This is a genomic window from Arthrobacter sp. TMN-49, assembly GCF_054511095.1.
This window is the reverse complement of sequence record NZ_JBTNDH010000005.1, coordinates 1-23924: the sequence shown is the minus strand read 5'-3', so window position 1 is coordinate 23924 and position 23924 is coordinate 1. Positions and strand designations below refer to the sequence as shown.

General features: G+C 62.3%; 25 protein-coding genes. 18 read left to right on the top strand and 7 right to left on the bottom strand.

The window, feature by feature from the left end; translation table 11 throughout:
• Positions 1–13: 13 nt before the first annotated feature.
• Both pheA and ACX80E_RS03645 read left to right on the top strand, forming a co-directional pair.
• Complete coding sequence (pheA, locus tag ACX80E_RS03650; protein WP_459300547.1) at positions 14–955, top strand: prephenate dehydratase; 942 nt, start codon at positions 14–16, stop codon at positions 953–955.
• 174 nt (positions 956–1129) lie between these two features.
• A complete protein-coding gene (locus ACX80E_RS03645) occupies positions 1130–1303 on the top strand; it encodes a hypothetical protein (protein WP_459300546.1) in 174 nt (57 codons plus the stop codon).
• 54 nt (positions 1304–1357) lie between these two features.
• On the opposite strand, the gene ACX80E_RS03640 is transcribed toward ACX80E_RS03645, so the two are convergent.
• Positions 1358–2425, bottom strand: a complete 1068-nt coding sequence (locus ACX80E_RS03640; protein ID WP_459300545.1) for a diacylglycerol/lipid kinase family protein — start codon at positions 2423–2425, stop codon at positions 1358–1360.
• A 51-nt stretch (positions 2426–2476) separates the two neighbouring features.
• On the opposite strand from ACX80E_RS03640, the gene serS reads away from it, so the two are divergent.
• Both serS and ACX80E_RS03630 read left to right on the top strand, forming a co-directional pair.
• Complete coding sequence (gene serS, locus ACX80E_RS03635) at positions 2477–3754, top strand: serine--tRNA ligase (protein WP_459300544.1); 1278 nt, start codon at positions 2477–2479, stop codon at positions 3752–3754.
• Between the two features lie 130 nt (positions 3755–3884).
• A complete protein-coding gene (locus ACX80E_RS03630; RefSeq protein WP_459300543.1) occupies positions 3885–4730 on the top strand; it encodes an HAD family hydrolase in 846 nt (281 codons plus the stop codon).
• 154 nt (positions 4731–4884) lie between these two features.
• Here the strand turns inward: ACX80E_RS03630 and ACX80E_RS03625 are convergent, their stop codons facing one another.
• The 6 genes from ACX80E_RS03625 to ACX80E_RS03600 form a co-directional block, all read right to left on the bottom strand.
• Positions 4885–5571, bottom strand: a complete 687-nt coding sequence (locus ACX80E_RS03625; RefSeq protein ID WP_459300542.1) for a hypothetical protein — start codon at positions 5569–5571, stop codon at positions 4885–4887.
• Positions 5558–6208, bottom strand: a complete 651-nt coding sequence (locus ACX80E_RS03620) for a hypothetical protein (RefSeq protein ID WP_459300541.1) — start codon at positions 6206–6208, stop codon at positions 5558–5560. The genes ACX80E_RS03625 and ACX80E_RS03620 overlap by 14 nt, the downstream gene beginning before the upstream one ends.
• Positions 6209–6271: 63 nt before the next feature.
• A complete protein-coding gene (locus ACX80E_RS03615; RefSeq protein ID WP_459300540.1) occupies positions 6272–6832 on the bottom strand; it encodes a hypothetical protein in 561 nt (186 codons plus the stop codon).
• A 5-nt stretch (positions 6833–6837) separates the two neighbouring features.
• A complete protein-coding gene (locus ACX80E_RS03610; protein ID WP_459300539.1) occupies positions 6838–7047 on the bottom strand; it encodes a hypothetical protein in 210 nt (69 codons plus the stop codon).
• 70 nt (positions 7048–7117) lie between these two features.
• Positions 7118–7837, bottom strand: a complete 720-nt coding sequence (locus ACX80E_RS03605; RefSeq protein ID WP_459300538.1) for a hypothetical protein — start codon at positions 7835–7837, stop codon at positions 7118–7120.
• 526 nt (positions 7838–8363) lie between these two features.
• Complete coding sequence (locus tag ACX80E_RS03600; protein WP_459300637.1) at positions 8364–8852, bottom strand: inorganic diphosphatase; 489 nt, start codon at positions 8850–8852, stop codon at positions 8364–8366.
• Between the two features lie 187 nt (positions 8853–9039).
• Between ACX80E_RS03600 and dacB the strand changes: the two genes are divergently transcribed.
• The 14 genes from dacB (at position 9040) to panC (ending at position 23537) form a co-directional block, all read left to right on the top strand.
• Positions 9040–10470 (top strand): D-alanyl-D-alanine carboxypeptidase/D-alanyl-D-alanine endopeptidase, encoded by a 1431-nt coding sequence (gene dacB, locus ACX80E_RS03595; RefSeq protein ID WP_459300537.1) that lies wholly within the window; start codon positions 9040–9042, stop codon positions 10468–10470.
• Between the two features lie 787 nt (positions 10471–11257).
• Complete coding sequence (locus ACX80E_RS03590) at positions 11258–12427, top strand: zinc-dependent metalloprotease (protein ID WP_459300536.1); 1170 nt, start codon at positions 11258–11260, stop codon at positions 12425–12427.
• Positions 12428–13546 (top strand): tRNA lysidine(34) synthetase TilS, encoded by a 1119-nt coding sequence (gene tilS / locus ACX80E_RS03585; RefSeq protein WP_459300535.1) that lies wholly within the window; start codon positions 12428–12430, stop codon positions 13544–13546.
• A 53-nt stretch (positions 13547–13599) separates the two neighbouring features.
• Positions 13600–14151, top strand: coding sequence for a hypoxanthine phosphoribosyltransferase (hpt, locus tag ACX80E_RS03580; RefSeq protein ID WP_459300534.1), 552 nt, complete (start codon positions 13600–13602; stop codon positions 14149–14151).
• A gap of 236 nt (positions 14152–14387) precedes the next feature.
• Positions 14388–16463: an ATP-dependent zinc metalloprotease FtsH gene (gene ftsH, locus ACX80E_RS03575; RefSeq protein ID WP_459300533.1), complete on the top strand. Its 2076-nt coding sequence runs from the start codon at positions 14388–14390 to the stop codon at positions 16461–16463.
• A gap of 65 nt (positions 16464–16528) precedes the next feature.
• On the top strand, positions 16529–17122 hold the full coding sequence (gene folE / locus ACX80E_RS03570; RefSeq protein WP_459300636.1) for a GTP cyclohydrolase I FolE: 594 nt from the start codon (positions 16529–16531) through the stop codon (positions 17120–17122).
• Between the two features lie 11 nt (positions 17123–17133).
• Positions 17134–18081, top strand: a complete 948-nt coding sequence (gene folP / locus ACX80E_RS03565) for a dihydropteroate synthase (protein WP_459300532.1) — start codon at positions 17134–17136, stop codon at positions 18079–18081.
• On the top strand, positions 18078–18503 hold the full coding sequence (gene folB, locus ACX80E_RS03560; RefSeq protein WP_459300531.1) for a dihydroneopterin aldolase: 426 nt from the start codon (positions 18078–18080) through the stop codon (positions 18501–18503). The genes folP and folB overlap by 4 nt, the downstream gene beginning before the upstream one ends.
• Positions 18500–19024: a 2-amino-4-hydroxy-6-hydroxymethyldihydropteridine diphosphokinase gene (gene folK / locus ACX80E_RS03555; RefSeq protein ID WP_459300530.1), complete on the top strand. Its 525-nt coding sequence runs from the start codon at positions 18500–18502 to the stop codon at positions 19022–19024. Before folB ends, folK begins: the two co-directional genes overlap by 4 nt.
• Before the next feature lie 106 nt (positions 19025–19130).
• Positions 19131–19646 (top strand): DUF3180 domain-containing protein, encoded by a 516-nt coding sequence (locus tag ACX80E_RS03550; RefSeq protein WP_459300529.1) that lies wholly within the window; start codon positions 19131–19133, stop codon positions 19644–19646.
• Positions 19639–20160, top strand: coding sequence for a PH domain-containing protein (locus ACX80E_RS03545; RefSeq protein ID WP_459300528.1), 522 nt, complete (start codon positions 19639–19641; stop codon positions 20158–20160). Before ACX80E_RS03550 ends, ACX80E_RS03545 begins: the two co-directional genes overlap by 8 nt.
• Positions 20157–21677 carry a PH domain-containing protein gene (locus ACX80E_RS03540; protein WP_459300527.1) on the top strand — a complete coding sequence of 507 codons (1521 nt, stop codon included), beginning with the start codon at positions 20157–20159 and terminating at the stop codon, positions 21675–21677. The genes ACX80E_RS03545 and ACX80E_RS03540 overlap by 4 nt, the downstream gene beginning before the upstream one ends.
• Positions 21667–22590, top strand: a complete 924-nt coding sequence (locus ACX80E_RS03535; RefSeq protein ID WP_459300526.1) for a Rossmann-like and DUF2520 domain-containing protein — start codon at positions 21667–21669, stop codon at positions 22588–22590. Before ACX80E_RS03540 ends, ACX80E_RS03535 begins: the two co-directional genes overlap by 11 nt.
• Before the next feature lie 29 nt (positions 22591–22619).
• Positions 22620–23537 carry a pantoate--beta-alanine ligase gene (panC, locus tag ACX80E_RS03530; protein WP_459300525.1) on the top strand — a complete coding sequence of 306 codons (918 nt, stop codon included), beginning with the start codon at positions 22620–22622 and terminating at the stop codon, positions 23535–23537.
• Positions 23538–23924 lie beyond the last annotated feature (387 nt).

Below are 23924 nucleotides of genomic sequence, written 5' to 3'. Positions count from 1 at the left end.
GAACAGGTGCTCCATGACTTCCTTGCCCGCTGATTCTGCGCTGCCCCTGACCTTCCTTGGGCCCGAAGGGACTTTTACCGAGTCGGCGTTGTTGCAGGTTCCTGGTGCGGCAGATTTGGTGCGGATTCCCTCCAACACGGCCGCCGCTGCCCTGAACAAAGTGCGCAACGGTGAAGCTTTTGCCGCGATGCTGCCCATTGAGAACTCCATTGAGGGCGGCGTGCCGGCAACACTGGACGCCATCGCCAACGGTGTGGAACTGCGGATCATCCATGAAGTTGTGGTGCCCGTCAGCTTTGTACTGGTGGCCCCGGCGGGGGTTGCCCTGGCGGACATCACTGCTGTGGGTACGCACCCGCACGCGTGGGCGCAGACCAGGGAATGGTTTGGCGAAAAACTTCCACTGGCCGACCATGTGCCGGCAAATTCGACGGCTGCTGCTGCTCACCAGTTGTTGGCGGGCACGTCAGCCTTTCAGGCCGCTGTTTGTGCGCCGCTGGTAGCCGAACAAACAGGGCTCAGTATCCTTGCCGCAGGTATTGAGGACAATAGTGGCGCTGTTACCCGCTTCGTGTTGGTGGCCAAGCCCGGCTCCCTGCCCGAACCAACCGGGGCTGACAAGACAACATTGGCGATTCCCCTGCCTGATGACCACCCGGGCGCCTTGATGGCAATACTGGAACAATTTGCCAGCCGCGGCGTGAACCTGAGCCGTATTGAGTCCAGGCCCACGGGGCAGTTTCTGGGCCACTACATTTTCAGTTTCGACCTGGAGGGGCACATTCGTGATGCCCGCGTTGCTGAGGCGCTGCGTGGCTTGCACAGGGTCAGCCCGGACATCCGCTTCCTGGGCTCCTATCCGCGGGCCGATGCGCAGCCGCCGTTGATCCGCGCCTACAATTCTGACGCAGCGTTTGAGGAAGCCGCCACATGGGTTGACTCGCTCCTAGCGTAGGCTCCGGCAGCTAAGCGACGCCCCCACCGGCAACGGCCGGCTGTGGCCTTGTGGTGATTGGCTGGCGCGCATCCCTTTCGCTGCGGCACCCGCAAGCCTATGCTTTGGGTATCTTCATGACCACATGTCTGGAGAGGGAAACGTTGGTCCCAGCAGGGAAGAGGCGAGTCAACCATGGATCCGCATGTAGGCAGGAGCAGCAGCCAAGAAGGCACCATAGTCAATCCTGGTGCCAAAGTAGGCCGCGACACATCGGTGGGGGACGAAAGCGACGACGCCAATGAGTTGCGCTTTGACGAAGAGGAACGCCTCATCAAGGAACAGGCGCTGCGCCCCGAAACTGACTGAATCCTGTGACGTTCAGCCTTCGCACCCGATGCTGTCGAGCCGGGGCCAGAGAGCCTACGCCGGGTTGTTCGGTGCCGGCACGCGCACCAGCACTGCCTTGTGTTCCACACTGACCTTGACACAGGTGGCGGGCCCTGACGGGTCGCCATCGATCTGGGTTTCCACCGGCATGACAGTCCTGATGGTCAGGTTCTGTGAGCGGTAAAAGTCAATGACAGGCAGGCGGTTCTTGTGCCGCAGTACCACTTTTCCGGCCATGGCCAGCCAGCCCAAAGCGCTGCGGGGGCTAATCACCACAACGTCCAGAACGCCGTCGTCAATGAGGGCGCCGGGAACAAAATCAATGCCGCCCGGCAGCATCCCGCAATTGGCAAAGAGCACCGAACGGATCTTGCGCTGCTGGGCGGGTTCGTCATCCAACTCGATGCTGACCTTTTTGCGCGGGCCAGCCATGTGCCGCAATCCGGCCTCGCTGTACGCAAGCCAGCCAACATGTTCCTTCAACTTGGAATTGGTGTCATTCATGACGTCGGCGTCCATGCCAAGACCGGCAATGACCATGAAGGAATGCTTGGCAACGGCGCCAGTGACACTGTCCTCGATTTCCATGAGCCCGGCGTCGATATGCCGTTGGTGCCCGAACAAGGCGATTTGGACGCTGCCGGCAATATCGGTGACATCCAGATTCAGGTTGCGGGCCAGCAAGTTCCCAGTGCCCAGGGGAACAATAGCCAAGGGAACTTCCGTGTGCCGCAAAGTCTGACCCACGGCGCGCACTGTTCCGTCTCCACCGCCCACAATGACGACGTCGGCCTTGGCCTCCAGTGCTGCAGCGGCCATCGAGAAGCCCGGGTCCTCGGCGGTGGTTTCGAAGAGGAGGGGGGCCGGCCAGCCAGCCTTGGACACTGAACGGCTAATGAGCGCTTTTGCGTCACCGGTGCCGTTTTTGGTGGGGTTGTAAATGAAGGCGACCTGCTGTTTCGCCAAGTGAATCTTGTGCGGGGAATCAGCCACGGCGCTGCGTGTGTGCTTCTGGGCAAGCTTGCGCACGCCCAGCCAGCTGACGGCGACGGCGAGCACAACGATGGCCACAATAATGACCGCAAGGAGTTCAGTTTGCATGATTCTCTAACCATAACCGGTCAAGTTGCATTGATTGGATAGGCTTAGGACGTGATCGATGTACGAGACCTCAGCGAAAATCCCGAAACTTACCGTGCCAGCCAGCGTGCCCGCGGTGCCGAACCGTCAGTGGTGGACTCCATCATCGCCGCTGACGCCGCACGAAAGTCTGCGATCACCTCTTTTGAGGCTCTGCGCGCTGAACAAAACGTGTTTGGCAAAAAGGTGGCCAAAGCCAAGGGCGAGGAAAAACAAGCCCTCCTGGCCGAGGTGAAAGAGCTTGCGGTGGCCGTCAAGGCAGCCTCGGCGGCGGCCGATGCGGCCAGCGCCGAGCAGGACGCTTTGGTGCGCAGCATGGCCAACCTGATCTCCGACGGCGTCCCGGCAGGCGGTGAGGACGACTATGTGGTCGTCAAAACTGTTGGCACGCCGCGCGAATTCCCGGACTTCTTGCCCCGCGACCACCTGGAAATTGGCGAACTCATTGGTGCCATCGACATGGAACGCGGCGCCAAGGTCTCCGGTTCACGGTTTTACTTCCTCAAGGGTGTTGGTGCCCGCCTGGAAATGGCGCTGCTGCAGATGGCCATGGACCAGGCCATCGAGGCCGGCTTCACACCCATGATCACCCCCACGCTTGTGCTGCCCGAAACCATGGCCGGCACCGGCTTTGACGTGGAGCACGACGCCGAAATTTACCGCCTTGCCGAGGACAACCTGTACTTGGTGGGCACGTCCGAGGTGGCTTTGGCGGGTTACCACGGCAACGAAATCATCAACGTTGACGAACCGGTCCGCTACGCCGGCTGGTCCTCCTGCTACCGCCGCGAGGCCGGTTCGCACGGCAAGGACACCCGCGGCATCATCCGCGTGCACCAGTTCAACAAGGTGGAGATGTTTGTTTACACCACTGTTGAGAACGCTGCGGCGGAGCACCAGCGCCTGCTGGCTTGGGAAGAGGAAATGCTGGCCAAGGTGGAGTTGCCGTACCGTGTGATCGACACGGCGGCCGGCGATCTTGGCGGTTCGGCCGCCCGCAAGTTCGACTGCGAAGCCTGGGTGCCCACCCAGGATGCGTACCGCGAGCTGACCTCCACCTCCAACTGCACCACCTACCAGGCCCGCCGCCTGAACATCCGCGAACGTCTGGTGGCTGACGACGGCGGCAAGGGCGGCACCCGCGCTGTTGCTACTTTGAACGGCACCCTGGCCACCACCCGATGGATTGTGGCCATCTTGGAGCACCACCAGAACGCCGACGGTTCCGTCAACGTTCCCGTGGCCCTACGCAGGTACATGGGCGGGCTGGAAGTGTTCCCCGTCCTGTAGTTTCTTGGCGCCGCGTGAACGCCGGGTTAATACACACACTGTGCATACAGCTGTGAGTATTAACCCGGCGTTCACGGTTTTAACAGCCAAAATGCGTGGCAGTACCAGCCCAATCTGTTTGACTGGAGACATGACAATGACAGTAAATAATGTAATTCCCGGCATCGATGACCGGACAAATGAAAAAACAAAGTACCTGGTGGCCCTGGATGTAGACGGGACACTCGTTGACCACGACGGCATCATGACCGAGGGCGTCCGTAACGCAGCCCAGGCAGTGGTTGACGCGGGGCATCACGTCATCATCGCCACGGGCCGCTCGCTGGGCGCGCTGCTTCCCATCGTGGAGGCCATTGGTCTTCGCCACGGCTACGGGGTGTGCTCCAATGGCGGTGTGACCATCCGCCTGGATCCGGGGTTGCTTGATGGCTACGAGATTATTGACCGGGTGACTTTTGACCCGGCACCGGCGTTGACAGCCCTGCACGAGCGCATCCCCGGGGCCAAATTCGCCTTGGAGGACGCCGAGGGCAACTTCCTCTCCACCGCCCGTTTTCAGGACAGCAGCTTTGGTATTGAGGCCCGCGGCGTCGATTTTCACCACCTGCTTCAGGCCGAGGCCGTCCGGGTGGTGGTCAACAGCGCCGAGGCATCCACGGCGGAGTTCGCCAACGCCATTGCAGCTGCCGGCCTGCACGGGGTGACTTACGCCATCGGCTGGAGCGCCTGGCTGGACATAGCGGCTGCGGGCGTCACCAAGGCATCCGCACTGGAGGTGCTGCGGACATCCCTGGGGATAGAGAACGCCCTGACAGTGGCCATCGGTGATGGGTCCAACGACATTGAAATGCTGCGTTGGGCCAACCGTGGCGTGGCCATGGGGCAGGCCGAGGATGAGGTGAAGGCCGCCGCCAATGAGGTGACGGCCTCCGTGTACGACGACGGTGCTGCCGCCATCCTGCGCAGCCTGGTCTAGTCCCCACCGGCTCCCACCGCTCGCAAGCTCGCGGCGGGGCCCTCGCCGGCGTGGGCCCATCCACCGGCTCCCACCGCTCGCAAGCGCCGTGAGTGGACAGATAATGCCCTCAAAATCCATTTTTGAGGGCATTATCTGTCCACTGACCGCCGGGTCAGTCCAGTGTTGTCTTGCTTGCAAGGACAACGGGCGGCAACGCTTGCGCCGCGATCCGCTCTGCCCCCGGAATCCGGGCATTCACCATGGCCTGATGGAGGGCCAGAACAAGTGGGCTGGGCTCGCCAGACGTTTCAAACGTCCAGAATCCGGCTTGCGGGGTATCTGTGCTGCTTCCCGCGTCCGGACCCCATGTGGTGGCTGCGGCCTGAAAAACAACACAGTATTTGCCGCGAACACTGAGTTGTGTCAGCCTCTTGGCCACCAGCAAGTGTGTGGGGCTGGAACCATCGTGGCTTGTCACAGCCTTGATGGAGTCCGGGTTGACCTGATTCCAGTAAAAGATCCGCGTCGTGGCCTTTTGGGCAAATGAGGTGACAATTCCGGCGTCGAACACTAGAAGCTTGCGCAAGGCGAACGCGAACGTCAGGGACCAGAGCACCAACCCCGTCAGCAGGGACACCACGATGAACAGCGGAATGTCCTCAAACCGGTCGGGGATCCTGTCCGTGGAGCGCGGACTGCTGATGAATTGGCTGAGGGCGCCATAAATAAAGCCAAGGGCAAGGCACGGCAGCAGCCAGGCCCAGTGGACCCGCCTCGATGCGGCGACATGGCGCAATTGGCCCAGCTCCGGACCCAACCGGCTTTCTGCCCGACGGACCCAAAAACTACGACCGTGCATCCGGGCCATTTCCGTACAGGTGCGGCATCTGGGCGCGGGCCTGAGCCTCGGCCTGGGGTTGGGCTTGCTCCTTCGCAATGATCGCCGGGCCGGGAACCGGCGCACGGCCCTTCGCCACACCCGATTCTAGGTCCAGGGGGATGTATCCGGGGGTATGCTCCACGCCGCCGTCGAACAGGCTGGCAATCATGAAAGCTGCGTACAGCGGCAGGAAAGACCACACGACGGCGCGCCAGCCGCCGATCCACGGCCCGGAAAGGGTCCCGTCGGTGATCCGCACACTGCGCATGCGGGCCGCGCGGTCGCCAAACAGGCCCCACTTGCCCCAGATCATGCCGTAGACGTAAAGCGCAGGGAACCAGAGCAACATCAGGACAAAGATGAAGAAGCCGTCGTCGTAGGCAAGTTCCCACAGGGACGGGCTGTTTTCCATGGCTTTTCGCACGGGGACCGCCAGCAGTGACAGGACTGAGAACGCGGCGAGGAACACTGCCCCATCGAGGACCCTGCCCCAAAAGTGGCGGGTGGCGGCAGCCCGGACGTAGTAGTGCCCGCTCTTGGTGAACTGCCGCACTGGGCGTCCGGTCAGGGGATCGAGCAGGCCGGTGGGCCCGTCAAATTTGGGTTTCTTGGCCATGAATACCTCGTAGGAAGAACGGCGTGCGGGGCACCTGCGGGTGCGCACCGCCACAATGGGTGGCTATTTGGGTGACAGCATGCCCGCCAGAACGTTCGTGAGGGAGGGTGCAGAGACTTCCTGCAGCGCCAACGTCAACGAGCCGTTCACGGCGTGCGGGGTGAGGATGTGCACGGAATCGGGGCCCGTGTAGATGGTGAGTGTTCGCAACGCGTCAGCATTGGTTTCAAAGACCGCCAAGTTGCTGGCCGCCAGCGTCTGGGAGAGATGCTTCGAACCAGCGGCTTCAAACTCTGATTCCGTGTAGTTCGTGGAGTGTGAGTCCTTGGCCGCCGCACCCTGGGGGTCGGCAAAAGCAGCGAGGCGGGCGGGGATCTGATCCACGGTGACCACCGTGAACCCGTGGAGGCCGCTCTCGTCAACTTCCTCCAGGAGTGCGCCGTCGTCGTGGGTGTAGGCAAAGAACCAGCGCTTGCCAGTGGACACTGTCCGCTCCAGCGAGGCAACTTGGCGCGAGGTGCGGCGCAGCGCCAGCGTGCCAGTGATTTCGGGTGTGGTGTGAAGGCGTGTCGGTTCGGTCTCGCCCTCAAAAATCACGGGGTAGGCCAGTTCCTTGGCCAGCAAGCCCCTCAGTGCAACGCCGCACAGGGCATTTCGATCAGCAGTTTGGGCGGAGAGCCAAGGTGTGGGGACAGCCTGCTCGCGCTGCACCCGTCCAGCGCTACCACTTCCTCATCGGTCAGCGTGGGCAGCGGCGTGCCGTCGGCACTGGCCATGGCAAGCACTTGGGCTGCGGACTCCACATCGCGTTCAGTCCACTGGATAGTATTTGTGCTCATCCGAAAATTCCCTTCAAGAATTTGCCAGTCGATTTGGCTGCGTCACCTACGCCGTTCACCACTTTACTGCCTACGTTCTTGGCAAAGTTTGTGACCTCTTTGGCCCGTCACTGATGTATTGGCCGGGGTTCTTGGCGAAGTTTGTGATGCTGTCCCAGTTATCCACCACCAGGTTGCCCAAAGCCCAAGCCCCTGCAATCACGCCGGCCGCGACGACTACGGGTGCGCCGATGGGGCCTAACAGGGCAGCGCCCCCGGCCGTCATCAACATGATGCTGCCCACGCCGCCCACCACGGACAGGCCGCCCGCAACCCGGTCCCCGCCGCCACGCCAGCCGTCATGCTCGGGCGAAATTATGTCATGGATACCGCCGGCAATGCTGAGTGGACCTGTCAGCCCGCCAGCTATCCGCAGGCCCTTGGAGAGTTTGCTGGCGTCTTCAAAGGCCTGGCTGTAGGGGATGCCCGCCTTGAGGTCGCTCAGGACATCACTGAGTTTGTCGCCGTTTTTTAGTTGGTCAAGGCCGCCCTTGAGTACACGGCCGGCGTCGTCCCAATTGGTCAGCAGTTCCTTGGTCTTGGCCCAGTCCTCGGCACCGAGCTTGTGGAGCTTCCATGCGTTCACCAAGGGCAGGATGGCCCCCTTGCCGCCCATACCGACGTCGTACACATCCTTCAGGACGGATAACGCCGAGCCACCGCCGCCTGTGTCACCGGCAATGCTGGCCACGGAGCTGGCCGTTTCCTGCTCGTCGGCGTTCTTGCGCAGCTGGTCCGAGACCTGCTGCAAGTTCCGGGCGTTGGAAGCCAGGGTGGGGCGGTGGAACGCGTTCCAGGTTTGACGGAAACGCTCCGCATCGGGGCCCGCCAGCCGCGGTTTTGGTTGACCACGGCGGAGAGCGCTTGGGCCTGTTGCGTCAGTGCATATGAGGCCTTGTCCATGGCCTTGGCAAAGTCCCGGAGGTCCGCGATGTCGGCGCCGATAAAACCGTCCATGACCATCCTTAGAAGCGTTGGGCCGAACGTTTTGGGATCAGTGCGACGAGTGCGTGCGGCCAATGGGCGGCCATGACGAGTTTAGGCAGAGTCGGCCTGCGGCGGCGATGGGCACAACTACCCGCAGCTATGCAGTGCGGGCGATCCGACGTACCGGCGCCAAAAAGGCGGCGCTCCCCACGAAAGGGGAACGCCGCCGTCGAACTTTTACCGCGCCTTCGCCGAATCAGACGGAGCGCCGCGAGACAGATGCGTTTTTGCCACCGATTCGGCGTTCTCCCGTCTGACTCGGCGAGGGCGCCTGAGGTAAAAGCTGGGGATTAGTGCTTGGTGTCTTCGTAGCGCTTGATGGAGGCCGCCAATTCAGCCTCGGCGGCCGCGCGGTCTGCCCAGCCCTCAGCCTTGACCCACTTGCCCGGCTCCAGGTCCTTGTAGCGGCTGAAGAAGTGCTCGATCTCCTTGACCAGGAATCCGTCAACGTCGGAGAGTTCCTGAATGTGGTCAAAACGCTTGTCGTCAACAACGCACAGGACCTTGGCGTCGCCGCCGCCGTCGTCTGTCATGTTGAATACCGCGATGGGGCGGGCATCGACAACTACGCCCGGGTGCAGGTCAAAATCCTGCAGCATGACGAGCGCGTCCAGGGGGTCGCCGTCTTCGCCGAGCGTGTTGTCGAAGAAGCCGTAGTGGGTGGGGTACTGCATCGAGGTGAACAGCACTCGGTCCAAGCGGACGCGGCCAGTCTCATGGTCAACTTCGTACTTGACGCGTGATCCGCGGGGGATCTCGATGGTGACGTCGTGCTTCATCGTTATGCTCCTCATGATGGGGGTGTGCGGGGCCAGGCACGGCCCCGCAGAGTATTTCCGTCTAGTATGAGGATATAGGCGCTTTTTGCTGTGCCGAAACCCGCCCACAGCAACTGGCGCGGATCGCCGATTTGACCCGCCCACTTTGCGCGCCGGGACCACCAGCTTCGAAGGAAACACCTGCTCTATGGGACGCACGTCAAAAGTTGTGACGAGCGGCTTGCTCATCTGCGCGCTGGCCGCCGTGAGCGTTCCGTTGGGTGCGCACCTACTCCCGGCGTTTCTGCCCAAGGATCCGGCCGCCGTGGCTGTTGTGCCGGCAGCCCAAATGCCGCCCACAGTCATCAGCGACGTCGCAGCCGTCACACCATTGAATGACGCGGCGCCCTTACCTGATGCGGCCAAACTTGCCACCGAGTTGACGAAGGCGTTGACGTTCGACGGCGAGGGCACCTTCAGCATGTACGTCGCCGATGCGGCCACCGGCAAGGAGCTGTTTTCCCAGGACAGCGACGAGGCCAGGGTGCCGGCGTCGAATCTGAAGATGCTCACCGCCGGTGCCGCGCTGGGCACGCTGGACCCCGACACACGCTTCAGCACTCGGGTGGTTGCCGGGTCCACAGCCACTGAGCTGGTGTTGCTGGCTGGCGGGGATGCGATGCTCGCTGCCGGCGACGGTGACACGGATGCCGTGATGGGCCATGCCGGACTGGCCGCGTTGGCCACGCAAACAGCCGCGGCGCTCGCAGCTGCCGGAGTTAAGGGCCCAGTCACCCTGAGCATTGACGACACCTTGTTCACGGGGGCTGCGCTGAACCCCAAATGGGCTGACGGAGACGTTGACGCCGGCGAAATCGCACCCATTTTTCCCATGGCACTGAACGCGGGCCGGCTGGCACCGGAGGTTTTGAGCGGACCGCGCCCTCAGGATTCGGCGGTGGCGGTGGCGGAAGCGTTCGTGGCTGCTCTTGAAAGCGCAGGCATTGCCACCACCGGGACGCTGACCCGGGCCAAGGCTCCGGCAGCGGCCAACGCGGCGCCCGCAGGGGCACCGGGCACAGTTCTGGCCTCGGTGGAATCGGCAACTGTTGCCCAACAGGTCCAGTACATGCTGGCCGAATCCGATAACTATGTTGCCGAAGTCCTGGGCCGCATGGTGGCTGTGGAACTTGGCAAGGAAGCCAGTAACGCCGGCGCAGTGTCAGCCGTTCGCCAAGTGGTTACCGAGCTGGGTCTGTCATTGGACGGCGTTGAGACAACTGACAACTCCGGCCTGGCCGTAGGAAACCTGATCAGTTCGGCAAAGTTGACCCAAATGCTGGCCCTGATGCTTGCCGACCCGGCCTCCGACCTTGGCAAGGCGCTGCCTGGGCTTCCCATTGCGGGCCTCAGCGGATCCTTGGCGCACCGTTTTGTCACGGCACCCGCGCTGGACGGCGCCGGCCTGGTGCGGGCCAAAACAGGTTCCTTGAACCTGGTCACGGCATTGACTGGCTACGTCATCAACTCCCAGGGCCGCCTGCTGGCGTTCTGCGTCATGGGCAATGGCCTCACCGGCGGCGCCGCCGCTGCCAGACCAACACTTGACGCTGCTGCCAGCGTGCTGGCACGGAGCTAAACAAACTCGCTGTTCGGGCCAGGGCGTTCTTGAGCGCTGCCGTACGCTTGTCCACAAAGGCGCCAACAGCAGCAGATTTCGCCGCAATATCGGTCTCAGGCCAGGCGTCGCGTACGGACATTGTGGCGGTGATTGTTGCCAAAAGTGACTGCGCGGTTCCTGAATAAACACCTGCGTGTGGAGTTCGTGATGGGCGGAGTCATGGGTTTCCGGATGCACCTGTGCTGAATCTGTGTCGGCAGCCAGCGTATCGTGTGAATTGACGTTTTCCCCGGCGGGGAAAACGGTCAGTGAGGACAGGGGGAACGTCGACGGACGTGCGTAGCTGCGCAGGCGCAGCATGAGCTCCCCCATACTGAAGGGCTTGGTCACGTAGTCGTCACCGCCAGCCGCCAGGCCGGCGATTCTGTCCCGAACGGCGTCGCGCACTGTCCGGGGAGAACTCGCGGATCCGCCCCAACGCCTCAATCCCGTCCAGTCCGGGCATCATGACATCGAGCACCAACACGCCCGGATGGGGCTGCCGTCGGGGTGAGCCAAGGGCGGAAGGTCTGTGAAGGAATTCCGCGCAATCTCAGTCATGGAGACATGTCTTTCATGAAGGCGGGCCAGCACGCGGCCCGTTGTTGGTGGTTCTTACAGTAATTGCCCGTCACCCAAAAGCAACGCAAAACCCAATCACTAGTTCCAAGTGTGGTTGAAAAGTCTAGGTCCTTTCTAGTCCTATCCTGTGCCGGAGCTGTGAGCCAGCGGCCGGCCGAACGGGATCTGTGATCTGATGGTATTCATGAGCCAGCAGAGTAATGCCGCAGCCACCGCACCCACATCCCCCAGCATGGTCAATTGGGAACTGGCAGCAAAAACAGCAGCCAATCTGGCGCCTGCCGGCCCGGCACTCAAGGGTTCAGAAATTTCAGCCGCCGTGGACAATCTGCGTCTCATGGCCGAGCGTTCGGTGCCCCACGTCCACGAAATCAGCCGTCTGGACGCCGCCAAGGACCTGCGCGATTCAGAGGTCCTCGTGGTGGACAGGGCCTCATGGGCCAAGGCCAATACGCAAAGCTTTGCCGTCATGATGGACCCCGTATTGCGGGCTCTGGCGGCCAAACAAGCCCTCGCGGCGAAGACGAAGGGGGACCGTCCAGCACCGGGCGGGCCCGCCGTCGCGCTCAGCGCCACCGTTACGGGGGCTCAGCTGGGCGGGGCGCTGGCATTTCTTTCCAGCAAGGTCCTGGGCCAGTACGATCCTTTTGCGGCGTTGGCGCCGTCAACGCACGGGAGCCAGCCGGCGGCCGGGGGCCGTCTGCTGCTTGTCGCCCCCAACATCATCACGGTGGAGCGTGAGCTCAAGGTGGACCCGGCAGACTTCCGGCTCTGGGTCTGTCTGCACGAACAAACCCACCGCGTGCAATTTGCTGCAGCACCCTGGTTGCGGCATCACATGCTCGGGGAGATTGAAAAGTTGGGCACCCTTTTGGTGGGGGATTCGGAAAACTTTGGTGAGCGCCTCCTGCAGGCAGCCAAGCAGTTGGGCAACAAGTCCGGCCAGGATGCGCCCGCACAAGACCCCAGCCGCGGCGGCGTGCTTGACCTGCTCCAAAACCCGGATCAGAAGGCGGCGCTGTCCCATCTGACGGCCGTCATGAGTTTGCTGGAGGGTCACGCCAATGTGGTCATGGACGGTGTGGACCAGCGCATTGTGCCCACGGTGCGCACCATCCGCCAGCGCTTCAACAGCAGGGGCAAGGACCGGGGGGTCATTGAGAAGTTCGTCAGGAACCTCATGGGCCTGGACGCAAAAATGCGCCAATACAGTGATGGTGCAAAGTTTGTTCGCGAGGTGGTGGCGGTGGTCGGCATGGACGGCTTCAACAATGTCTGGACGCAGGAGCAAAACCTGCCCACCGAGGCCGAAATTCATGATGCACGCCTGTGGGTTGAACGGATGGGCCTCTAAATGGAACCGGCAGTCACCGTGCCGCACCATAGGGCCCGCCGCCGCCTTGACCCCACAGTGGGCAAGGCCCGGGCCATGGTGGGCGAGCTTCTAGGGCTCAAGACCACTGGCAAGAACCTTGTGGTGGAGAACCCGCCACTGATTCTTGTTGGCTGCAGTGGCGGGCCTGACTCCCTCGCATTGGCTGCCGTGTGCGCGTTCTTCGCCAAACGCGGTGAGGTTCGGGTAGGTGCAGTGGTGGTTGACCACCAGATGCAAGAGGGCAGCGCGGGCGTCGCCCAGGCGACGGCCGTGACGTTGCGTGCCCTGGGACTTGACCCGGTGCAGGTCAGGACGGTGAACCTGACGGACGACGGCGTGGGGCCGGAGGCTGCTGCCCGTGCCGCCCGCTTTGCGGCGCTGGAAGCGGCGGCCCAAGAACTGGGTGCCCAGCATGTCCTGCTGGGCCACACCCTGGACGACCAGGCGGAGTCCGTGCTGCTCGGTCTTGCCCGGGGTTCCGGGACCCGATCCTTGGCGGGCATGCGTGAACGCCGCGGCATCTACGTGCGCCCGTTCCTGGGGCTGCGCCGTGATGAGATTTTGGCCATATGTGAAGCCCTGGAACTAACCCCGTGGCATGACCCCAGCAACGCCGATCTTGCGTATTTGCGGGTCCGGGTCAGGCGAAATGTCATCCCGTATCTGAGCGCCGAGCTTGGTCCGGGCATTGCCGAGTCGCTGGCACGGTCGGCACGCATATTAGGCCCCGACGCCGATTACTTGGACGATCTTGCGGCCGCCGAATACAACAAACTGGCAACCCGTCAGCAGGGAAACATTGCGCCAAACGGCGCAGCTGGCGGTGCCGCGGCCGAGATTGTGTTGGCCGAGGACGCGCTCAGGGGGCTGGCACCGGCCCTGAGGATGCGCGTGTTAGCGCTGGCCGTCGTCGAACTTGGCGGCGCCCAGCCAAGCCTTGAACGCCTTGCTGCGGCAGAATCGCTGCTGGCCCGAAAAGGTTCGGCTGGGCCCGTGCAGCTGGCCGGGAAAGTCAGTGCCTGGCGGATCTCGCGCAACCAAAGCGTTCCCCACGACGGTCCCGGCTATGGGAAGCTTGTTCTTAGACGCAGCAACTAAGCGCCAAACAGTACCAAGACCAGTACCACGACCTTCACAATCAGGAGCCCTGGGTGGATTCACAAGACGTCCAAGCCGATCTTAAGCATGTTCTTTATTCCAAGGAACAAATCCAAACGCGTGTAGCCGAATTGGCCGCGCAGATTGATGCAGACTACCAAGGCCGCGACGTCCTCCTTGTTGGTGTGCTCAAGGGTGCCGTCATGATCATGGCTGACCTTTCCCGTGCACTGCACAGCCACGTCACCATGGATTGGATGGCGGTTTCCTCCTACGGCTCCGGCACGCAGTCCTCCGGCGTGGTGCGGATCCTCAAGGACCTTGAAACCGACCTCATGGGCAAGCACGTCCTCATCGTTGAGGACATCATTGACTCGGGGCTGACCCTGTCCTGGCTGCGCGCCAACCTCATGTCGCGCGGACCTGCCTCGGTGGAAATCTGCACCCTGCTGCGCAAGCCCACAGCCGCCAAGGTGGAAATCGACGTCAAGTATGTCGGTTACGAGATCCCCAACGAATTCGTTGTTGGCTACGGCCTGGACTTCGCCGAAAGGTACCGCAACCTTGACTTCATCGGCACCTTGGCGCCGCACGTTTACGAGTAAAACGCGCCGCCCGAAATCGAGAGTACAGATAATGCCGATGTTGATGTCCAACATCGGCATTATCTGTACCCTCGGCGGTGAGAACTGAGATTTCGTTATGCCCTCAGGGAACTAAATGGCATTCCCGTGCGTGTAGCAATGCGAACGGTGTAAAGCTATTACTTGGGGACGTGTCGGCGCACCCTGTACAGGTACGAATTGGTTGAGCGGGAGGGACGAGGCGTAGCCTCGAACACATGAAAGTCAAGAAACTCTTCAAAGGTCCATTTGTCTGGATCGTTGTGGTGGTCGTGCTCATCGGAGCGGGCCTTTTCACGTTGACCGGTACGGGCACCAGCCGCGTCGGCACTTCTGAAGCCCTGAACCTGCTCACGACTGACAAGGTCGCCTCGGCCAAGGTGTTTGGCTCCGAGGGTCGTGTGGACATGATCCTCAAGGACGACTACACGACAGTTGACGGCAAAAAAGCCGGCAAGAACGTCCAGTTCTACTTCGGCGCCTACCGCGCAACCACCATGGTGGACGCCATTGACGACGCCAAGCTGAGCAAGTTTGATGACCAGCCGGCGTCGAACAATTTCTGGTCAAGCATGCTCTCCTTGCTGATCCCCTTCATCCTCATCGGGCTCATCTTCTGGTTCTTGTTCTCCCGCATGCAAGGCGGCGGTTCCAAGGTCATGCAATTTGGCAAGTCCAAGGCCAAGCTGCTCACCAAGGATCACCCGCAGGTCACGTTTAGTGACGTTGCCGGCGCCGACGAGGCCGTGGAAGAACTCCACGAAATCAAGGACTTCCTGCAGAACCCGGACAAATTCACGGCCGTTGGTGCCAAGATTCCCAAGGGCGTGCTGCTGTACGGGCCTCCCGGAACCGGTAAAACACTGTTGGCCCGCGCAGTTGCCGGCGAAGCAGGCGTACCGTTCTACTCCATCTCCGGTTCTGACTTTGTAGAGATGTTTGTCGGTGTGGGCGCGTCCCGTGTCCGCGACTTGTTCGAACAGGCCAAGGCGAACTCCCCGGCCATCATCTTTGTTGACGAGATCGACGCCGTGGGCCGTCACCGCGGTGCCGGCATTGGCGGTGGCAACGATGAACGCGAGCAAACCCTCAACCAGTTGCTCGTGGAAATGGACGGCTTCGACGTCAAGACCAACGTCATTTTGATTGCCGCCACCAACCGTCCCGACGTGCTGGACCCCGCCTTGCTGCGGCCGGGCCGTTTTGACCGCCAAATTCCTGTTGAAGCCCCGGACCGCTTGGGTCGCGAGCAGATCCTCAAGGTTCACTCCCAGGGCAAGCCCATGGCTCCCGGCGTTGACCTGAACGCTGTGGCCAAGAAGACGCCCGGTTACACGGGTGCGGACCTGGCCAACGTCCTGAACGAAGCAGCCTTGCTGACTGCCCGCTCCAACGCCCAACTCATCGATGACAGGGCCCTGGATGAGTCCATTGACCGTGTCATGGCGGGCCCGCAAAAGCGCACCCGCGTCATGAAGGAACTGGAACGCAAAATCACCGCCTACCACGAGGGCGGCCACGCCCTGGTGGCTGCGGCCATGCACAACACGGCGCCGGTCACCAAGATCACCATCCTGCCCCGCGGCCGCGCCCTGGGTTACACCATGGTGGTGCCCGAGGATGACAAGTACTCGATCACCCGCAACGAATTGCTGGATCAGATGGCGTACGCCATGGGTGGGCGTGTGGCCGAGGAAATCGTGTTCCACGATCCGTCCACGGGCGCCTCGAATGACATAGAAAAGGCCACAGGCACAGCCCGCGCCATGGTGACCCAGTACGGCATGAGCGAGCGTATCGGTGCCGTCAAGCTCGGTGCCGCCGCCGGGGAGCCGTTCATGGGCCGCGACGCCGGTCATGACAGGGACTACTCCGAAGCTGTTGCCTCGATGGTTGATGAGGAAGTGCGCAAGCTCATTGACCAGGCCCATGACGATGCCTATGAGGCTCTGATTGCCAACCGCGACATCTTGGACAAGCTGGCTCTGGAGTTGCTCGAACGCGAGACCCTGAACCAGGCCGAGATTGCTGAGATCTTCACGGAAATCCGCAAGCCCGCCCCGCGCCGGGTCTGGCTGTCCAAGGACAGCCGGCCGGTCTCGGCGCTCCCGCCCGTCACCACTGACAAGGAGCGGCGCGAGGCCCTCGCAGCGGGCGAACCGGCCCCCGAGGCTGTGTCCCCGCAGGACCAGCTGGCCAGTGCCCATCTTGACGGTGTTGTTGACGCCCCGAAGGCTTCCCCGGGCATCGACTTGGGCAAGGGAGAGACGCCCTCACTGCCGGAGCAGCCGTAATCAAAGGTAGGATCACATCCGTGACTGATTACGATGACGAAGTAGATTCCACGCAGGGCGGCGCCATGGGTGCCGCCCTTGCGGGCGGCAAACCCACAGTGGATTTGCCGCGCATTGAGGCTGCTGTCCGGGAAATCCTGCTGGCCATTGGGGAAGACCCCGAACGCAGCGGCCTGATCGACACGCCTAAGCGTGTGGCCAAGGCGTACGCGGAAGTGTTTTCCGGACTCCATGGCAATCCGGCGGACATCCTGGGCACAACCTTTGATATTGCCCACCAGGAAATGGTGCTGGTGAAGGACATCCCGTTCTACTCCACCTGCGAACATCACCTGGTGCCATTCCATGGCAGCGCCCATGTAGGCTACATCCCCGGTGACGACGGCCGCGTGACGGGCCTGAGCAAGCTGGCACGTCTGGTGGATGTTTACGCCAAACGACCCCAAGTTCAAGAACGCCTGACCACCCAAATTGCCGACTCGTTGGTTGAACACCTCAAACCACGCGGCGCCATAGTGGTCGTTGAATGTGAACACATGTGCATGTCCATGCGTGGCGTGCGTAAACCAGGAGCCAAGACAGTCACCAGTGCTGTTCGTGGTTCGCTTCACGAGCCCGCAACCCGGGCCGAAGCCATGAGCCTGATTCTCGGAAGGTAACCTTACACACCATGGATTCCCTCGCAGCCGCGCCCGGAACGGGCCCGGCGACATCCCCCCTGCCTGTCCTGCGGGCACGCAAATCGGTGGCGACCTTCGCCACCTTGCCCAAGGACCGCGCAGTTGTCATAGGCATCTTGAACTGCACGCCGGACTCCTTCAGCGACGGCGGGGAGTACAACTCCACCGAGACGGCCATTGCCCACGGACTGCGCATGTTCTACGGTGGTGCCGACATTGTCGACGTCGGTGGCGAGTCCACCCGCCCGGGCGCCCAGGACGTTGATGAGCTGGAGGAGCAACAGCGGATCCTGCCCGTCATTTCAACCCTGGCCAAGGCCGGTGCCCTGGTCAGCGTCGACACCCGCCACGCCTCCACGGCAGCCTTGGCTTTGGATGCTGGTGCCGGGCTGATCAACGATGTCTCCGGCGCCCGCGTCCACCCGGACATGATCGCCTTGATTGCGCAACGCCAGGCGCCCTATGTTTTGATGCACAGCCGTGGTGATTCCCGCTCCATGGACTCGCTTACCCAGTACACAGATGTTGTTGATGACGTGGTGCGGGAGCTTAGCGAAGTTCGCGAAAAGTTCTACGCGGCAGGCGTTTTGCCGGAGAACATCATTGTTGATCCAGGGATCGGCTTCTCCAAAACAGCCGAACAAAACTGGGAGATCCTGGCCAACCTGGAGGTTATTGCGGCCATGGGCAACAAGGTTTTGGTGGGCACGTCCCGCAAACGCTTCCTGGGCTCACTGCTGACCAGCGCAGGCAAGGCGGCCGCGCCGAAAGAGCGTGACGATGCAACCTCTGCCACCACAGCCCTCGCGGCTGCGCAGGGCGTTTGGGGTGTTCGAGTCCACGACGTCAGCGCTAGCTTGGACGCCGCCAAAGTTGCGTCAAGGCTGCTGGCCGGCCAGCGCAGCCGTGTGGCGCGGTTGGGTGCGGATTCGCAGTGACTCGCTCCGACACCATCACGCTGACAAACGTTTCGGCCATTGGCTACCACGGCGTATTCGAGCATGAAAAACGGGACGGACAGCCGTTCATAACAGACGTCGTGCTACACATGGACGTCTCCGCCGCGGCCGCAACAGATGATCTGTCCAAGACCGCCGACTACGGCGCGGTGGCGGAAACGGTGGTGGCCATGGTGACAGGCGAAGCCTTTGACCTGATTGAAACACTGAGCGTTCGAACAGCCGAGAAGATCTTGACCGACTTTGCCGTGGTCAACGCCGTGGAAGTGACGATTCACAAACCTAAGGCCCCCATCCAGGTGCCCTTCGGCGACGTCAGTGTCACAGTTCTGCGCACCCGCGAGCAGCTCGGCGCAGTTAAAGTCGACGCAGCCCAGAACGCAAACGGGAGCCAGAGTTGAGCACCGCCCGCCCGCTCACCCGGGTCATTTTGGCGTTGGGGAGCAACCTGGGCGAGCGTGAAGGAACACTCCAGAGCGCCGTCGCGGATCTCGTGGACCGCCCCGAGATGCGCCTCCACAACGTCTCACCGGTGGTCACCACCCAGGCTGTTGGCGGACCCGCCGGACAACCGGACTTTTTGAACATGGTCATAGCTGTTGACACCACCTTGGCACCGTACGAGCTGCTGGCCCATTGCCAGGATGTGGAACTTGCCCACGACAGGACCCGTGAAGTGCGCTGGGGTGCCCGCACCCTCGATGTGGACATCATCCTCTACGGGGATGAAAGCAGTGAAGACCCCGTGCTGACGCTGCCACACCCGCGCGCAGCCGGCCGGGCGTTTGTGCTGTATCCGTGGTCGCTCATGGATCCGGCAGCCACCTTGAACGGGCAATCGGTGGCGCAATTGGCCGCGGCTGCCCCTGATATGGCAGGCATCGCCCATGTTCAGGACGTGGACGTGGCGCAGGATTCTTAAACGGCGCCGGTGGCACGCTCAAGAATCGGCGAGTGCAAGAAGTCCAATCGTACAAAAAGCCAGTACGGTTAAATGAATAGTTCCAAAGCGAATCGATGAGGCAACCATGAGAAGCACAATGCGGACCATCAGGCCTGCATGGCTAGTGGCCATGGGCATTATTTTGGCAGTTATTGGTTTCGTGGCCACGGAGCTTACCTCCCGTGCCAGCCTGCCCTTGCCTGTTCTGCCGCTGAGTTCCTTGATCACCATGGGTTTGATAGCCATTGTGTGCTTGATTCTGGGGTTGAAGGTGCGCCGTTGGCGTGACGGGAATCGGGACAAGGTCCTTGACCCACTCATGGCGGCCCGGACGGTGGTGCTGGCACAGGCCTGCGCCTACGCCGGGGCGATGCTGTTCGGCTGGCACACGGGCATCTTGATCGACCAGCTGCCCACCATTGCCCTGCGCGTTGAGCTGGCTGTGATTTGGCAGCTGGTTGCCCTCATGGCTGGCGCGCTGGTCATGGTGGTAGTCGGGGTCATTGTGGAACGTTTTTGCAAGCTTCCACCCGAAGACAACGAACCACCAGCCAAAACGCGGCCTAAGCGTGATGGCCGTGGGGAGGAAGAGTTTGCCTAAGCAATACAGCAGCGAAATTGACCCGACGGACGTGCAATTCCTGCGTGTGTCCGAAAAACTGGTGACGGCCCGTTTCATTGAGCGCGGGATTGGTGGACTCATCATCTTGGCCATCACCTGCGTACCGCTGCTACTGCGCCTGACGGGGGTGTGGGGCGGGTACCCTGCCTGGTTGGCGTGGGGCGTGCCTGCGATTGTTGTGGTTTCCGTCATCTGGGACATGATCCTGATCCCTCGCCAGGTACGGGCCATTGGCTACGCCGAACGCAATGAGGACCTGCTGATCCGCGGCGGCATCATGTTCCACCGCGTCATGGTTGTTCCGTACGGGCGGATGCAATACGTTGATGTCACCATGGGGCCCCTAGAGCGCATGCTCGGCTTGAGCACCATCCACCTCCATACCGCCTCCCCGGGCACCAACGCCCTGATCAACGGCCTGCCAGCGGGTGAGGCTGCACGGTTGCGGGAACAGCTTTCTGCTCGCGGTGAGGCGAAACTGGCCGGCTTGTGAGCGATCAACTTGTGAGCGAACAATCCTTCACCACCGATTCCCCGGAACTGTGGCACCGCGTGCACCCCGTCTCACCCCTGGTGCGCGGCTGGGTGGCAGTGGTCGCAGTCATTTTCATCTTCGGGCGGAACTCGCTGGAAACCATGTTTTCCACCAGTTTTGGCGATTCCCCGTCGGGAAACCGGGGTGCGCCGGCACTGGTGGTACTCGCTGTGGTGGGCGCCGCCGTCGTCATTTTCGGGGTGGGCTTTTTCCTGCAATGGCGTTTCACCCGCTACCAAGTCACCGACGACCACGTCCACATCAATTCCGGGGTGATCTTCCGCCAGCAGCGGCGGGCCCGGATTGACCGCGTCCAGGCCATCGACGTGGTGCAACCGCTCGTGGCGAGGGCGTTTGGGCTGGCTGAGCTGAAGTTTGAAGTGGCCGACGGCGGGAAGTCAGCCATGAAGCTCTCCTTCCTGAAGTTGGCGGAGGCCAAGCGGCTGAGGGCGGCCATTCTTGCCCGCGCGGCCGGGGTGGTCATTGACCCGCAATCGCCGCAACAAATACAGGAAGCACCGGAAACCCATGTCCTGGCCCTCAAACCCGGGCGAGTCATCGGGTCAGCAATGCTCAGCGGCACAACAGTTTTTGCGATAGTCGTTCTCGTGGCGACAATTGTTACCGTCGCGTGGACGGGGTATGCCGGCATTGTGGTCGGCGCCATACCCATATTCATTGGCATTGGTGCCTCCTACTGGAAATCCATCACCGGCGATTTCAACTTCCGGGTTGCTGTTTCCCCTGACGGGGTGCGGCTGCACTACGGCATGTTGGAAACCCGTGCCCAAACCATCCCGCCGGGAAGGGTCCAGGCGGTGGGCATTAGCCAGGGCCCCATCTGGCGGCCCTTTGGCTGGTACCGGGTTCACGTGAACGTGGCCGGCTACGGCTCCGACCTTTCGGACAGCGGCTCCCGCACCGTCATGTTGCCAGCCGGAACGCTCGATGAGGTCATGGCAGTGCTGGCCCTGGTGTTCCCGGACCCCGGTGTGAACAACCCCGTCGAGGTGTTCGCCGCAGGCCTGCAAGGCCCCGGCAATGCCCAGGGTTTTGTCCACTCACCACGGTCGGCACGGTGGCTTGACCCCCTCGCTTGGCGTTACAACGCGTTCAGGGCAACGGATACTGCACTGTTGTGCCGGCACGGGATCTTCTTCCGCAGGCTCCAGGTGGTCCCGCACGAGCGCACGCAGTCGTTGGTCCTTGCCCGAGGACCGCTCATGGCGGCACTTGGTTTGGTGAACTTTGAGCTGCACTCCACCGTCGGACCCATCCGGCCTGTCGTGCACCACATGGCGTTGGCGACGGGGCGCCAGCTATTCGATGAACAAGCCGCACGTGCAGCCACTGCCCGGCGCATCCGCACCGGCGAACGCTGGCTGGCGCCGTCGCAGGCTCCCGAAATTCCGTCTCCGAAACCGCAAGCAACAGCACAACAAGCCCTTCCAGAGGAGCAACAACGTGGCGATTAAGCCAGGCCGGCTAGGTATTGGAATCATTGGGGCCGGCAAGGTCGGCGCCGTTTTGGGGCACGCCTTGCGCGCCGCCGGGCACGGCGTGATTGGGGTGTCGGCAGTGTCCGAGGCCTCCAAGGAGCGGGCCGAGTTGTTGTTGCCAGGGGTTCCCATCCTTGAAATCCAGGACATTGTGGAGCGCGCAGAACTGGTGCTGCTGGCCGTCCCCGACGACGCGTTACCGGATTTGGTCAGCGGCCTGGGCGCCATGGGCTCCTGGCAGGTGGGGCAGCTGGTGGCGCACACGTCGGGACGCTTCGGCACGGGCGTTTTGGCCCCCGTCAAGGACGCTGGCGGCATTGCGCTGGCACTTCATCCGGCCATGACCTTCACGGGGATGAGCCTTGACCTCGCCCGCCTGACTGATTGTTGTTTCGGCGTCACCGCGGATCCGGCCATGCTGCCCATTGCCCAGGCCCTGGTGGTGGAGATGGGGGCCGAGCCGGTTGTCATTGCTGAGGCGGACAGGGTCCTGTACCACGCGGCGTTGGCGCACTCGGCGAATCATCTGGTCACCCTCGTGGCCCAGGCAGCCCAAATCTTGGGTGACATTGGCGTCGCGGCACCCAACCAGGTGTTGGGCCCGCTGCTGCGTGCGGCGCTGGAAAACGCCCTGACCAGCGGGGAGTCGGCCCTGACGGGGCCTGTTGCCCGTGGAGATGTTGGTACAGTTGCCGCACATTCGGCGGCCTTGCGTGAACACGCGCTGGATACGTCCGCGACAGACGTCCTCGACGCCTACCTGGCCATGTCGGCGGCCACGGCCACCCGGGCGGCTAAGCGTCGGCTGCTCTCAGCGGAGGCATATCTTGGGGTTCAGGCAGCACTAAACTCCGACGACGGCGAACCCGGCACGGCAGCCCTGCGCTGACCGCCACCTCGATTTCGAAAGCGACTTTCATGAGCACCACTCTCATCTCCACCATTGCCGAGCTCAAGGAAGCTACGGCGGAGCTTTTGGGCCGGCGTACGGCAGGGCAGGGCGGCACCCTTGGGTTGGTGCCCACCATGGGCGCGCTGCACACCGGCCATGCGGAACTGGCAACGATGGCTGTGGCCGAGAACGACGTGGTCGTTGCCAGCGTGTTCGTGAACCCGCTGCAATTTGGTGACGGCACAGATTTGGCAAGGTACCCGCGAACCCTGCAGGCCGATCTTCAGTTACTGGATCAGGCCGGTGTCGATTTCCTGTTTGCACCGTCTGTGGCGGAGATGTACCCGGCTGGCGAACCCATCATTCGGGTAACCGCCGGGCCCATGGGTGAGCTGTATGAGGGGGCTTCCCGGCCGGGCCATTTCGACGGCGCTTTGACGGTTGTGGCCAAATTGTTGCACCTGGGCATGCCGCACTCCGGGCTGGCGGCCCCGGCCGGCGACGGGCGCGCGGCCTATAGGGCGTATTTTGGCCAAAAGGACGCCCAGCAGCTGGCCCTGGTGCGCACCATGGTGTCCGACCTGAACTTTCCGGTGGACATCGTGGCAGTTCCCACCGTGCGGGATGTGGACGGGCTGGCGCTGTCCAGCCGGAACCGTTTCCTCTCCGCTGATGAGCGCGAATCCGCGTTGGTGCTGTTCCGGGCCTTGCGGCTCCTGCAACGGCGCGCCGACGCCCACGAACCCCTGGACATCGCCTCCGCGCAGGCATTGGTGCGCAGCACCCCAGGCGTGGAACTGGACTATCTGGAGGTAGTGGATCCGGTGACCTTGGCCGTACGCGCCGAGAACGGCCAGGACACCCCGTTCACCGGTCAGGCCGTGGCGCTCATCGCGGCCAAGGTGGGCCCGGTCCGGCTGATCGACAACCTGCCCCTAGGCTAAGAAACTTAAGCGACTTACGTAACTGAAGCAACTTACGTAACTGACCCGCAGAAAATGCCGAAAATCGCGCTAAAAGAGGCTGTTGCTTTTCGGTTTGACGGCTTGCCTTGTGTGAATGTGGTCGGCGGCAGCGGGCTGTCGTTTGCGGGTTCGGCGTTGTAGGCCCGTGTTGAAGGGCCGTATCAGAGTCTTTTGGGGCTGTGGTGCGGCCCTTTCGCGTGGGTCCTGAACCCTGCTTGGGGTCTGCCGCGGTTCAGGCTATGGCTGGTAGTCCGATGCCGCGGTTGAAGAATCGGGTGATGTTGGTGGCCATGGCTGCGAGGGTGAGTTGGGCCTGCACAGCGGCTTTGCCTCGGACCGTGAATTGGCGCAGGCCGCGCCCGTCTT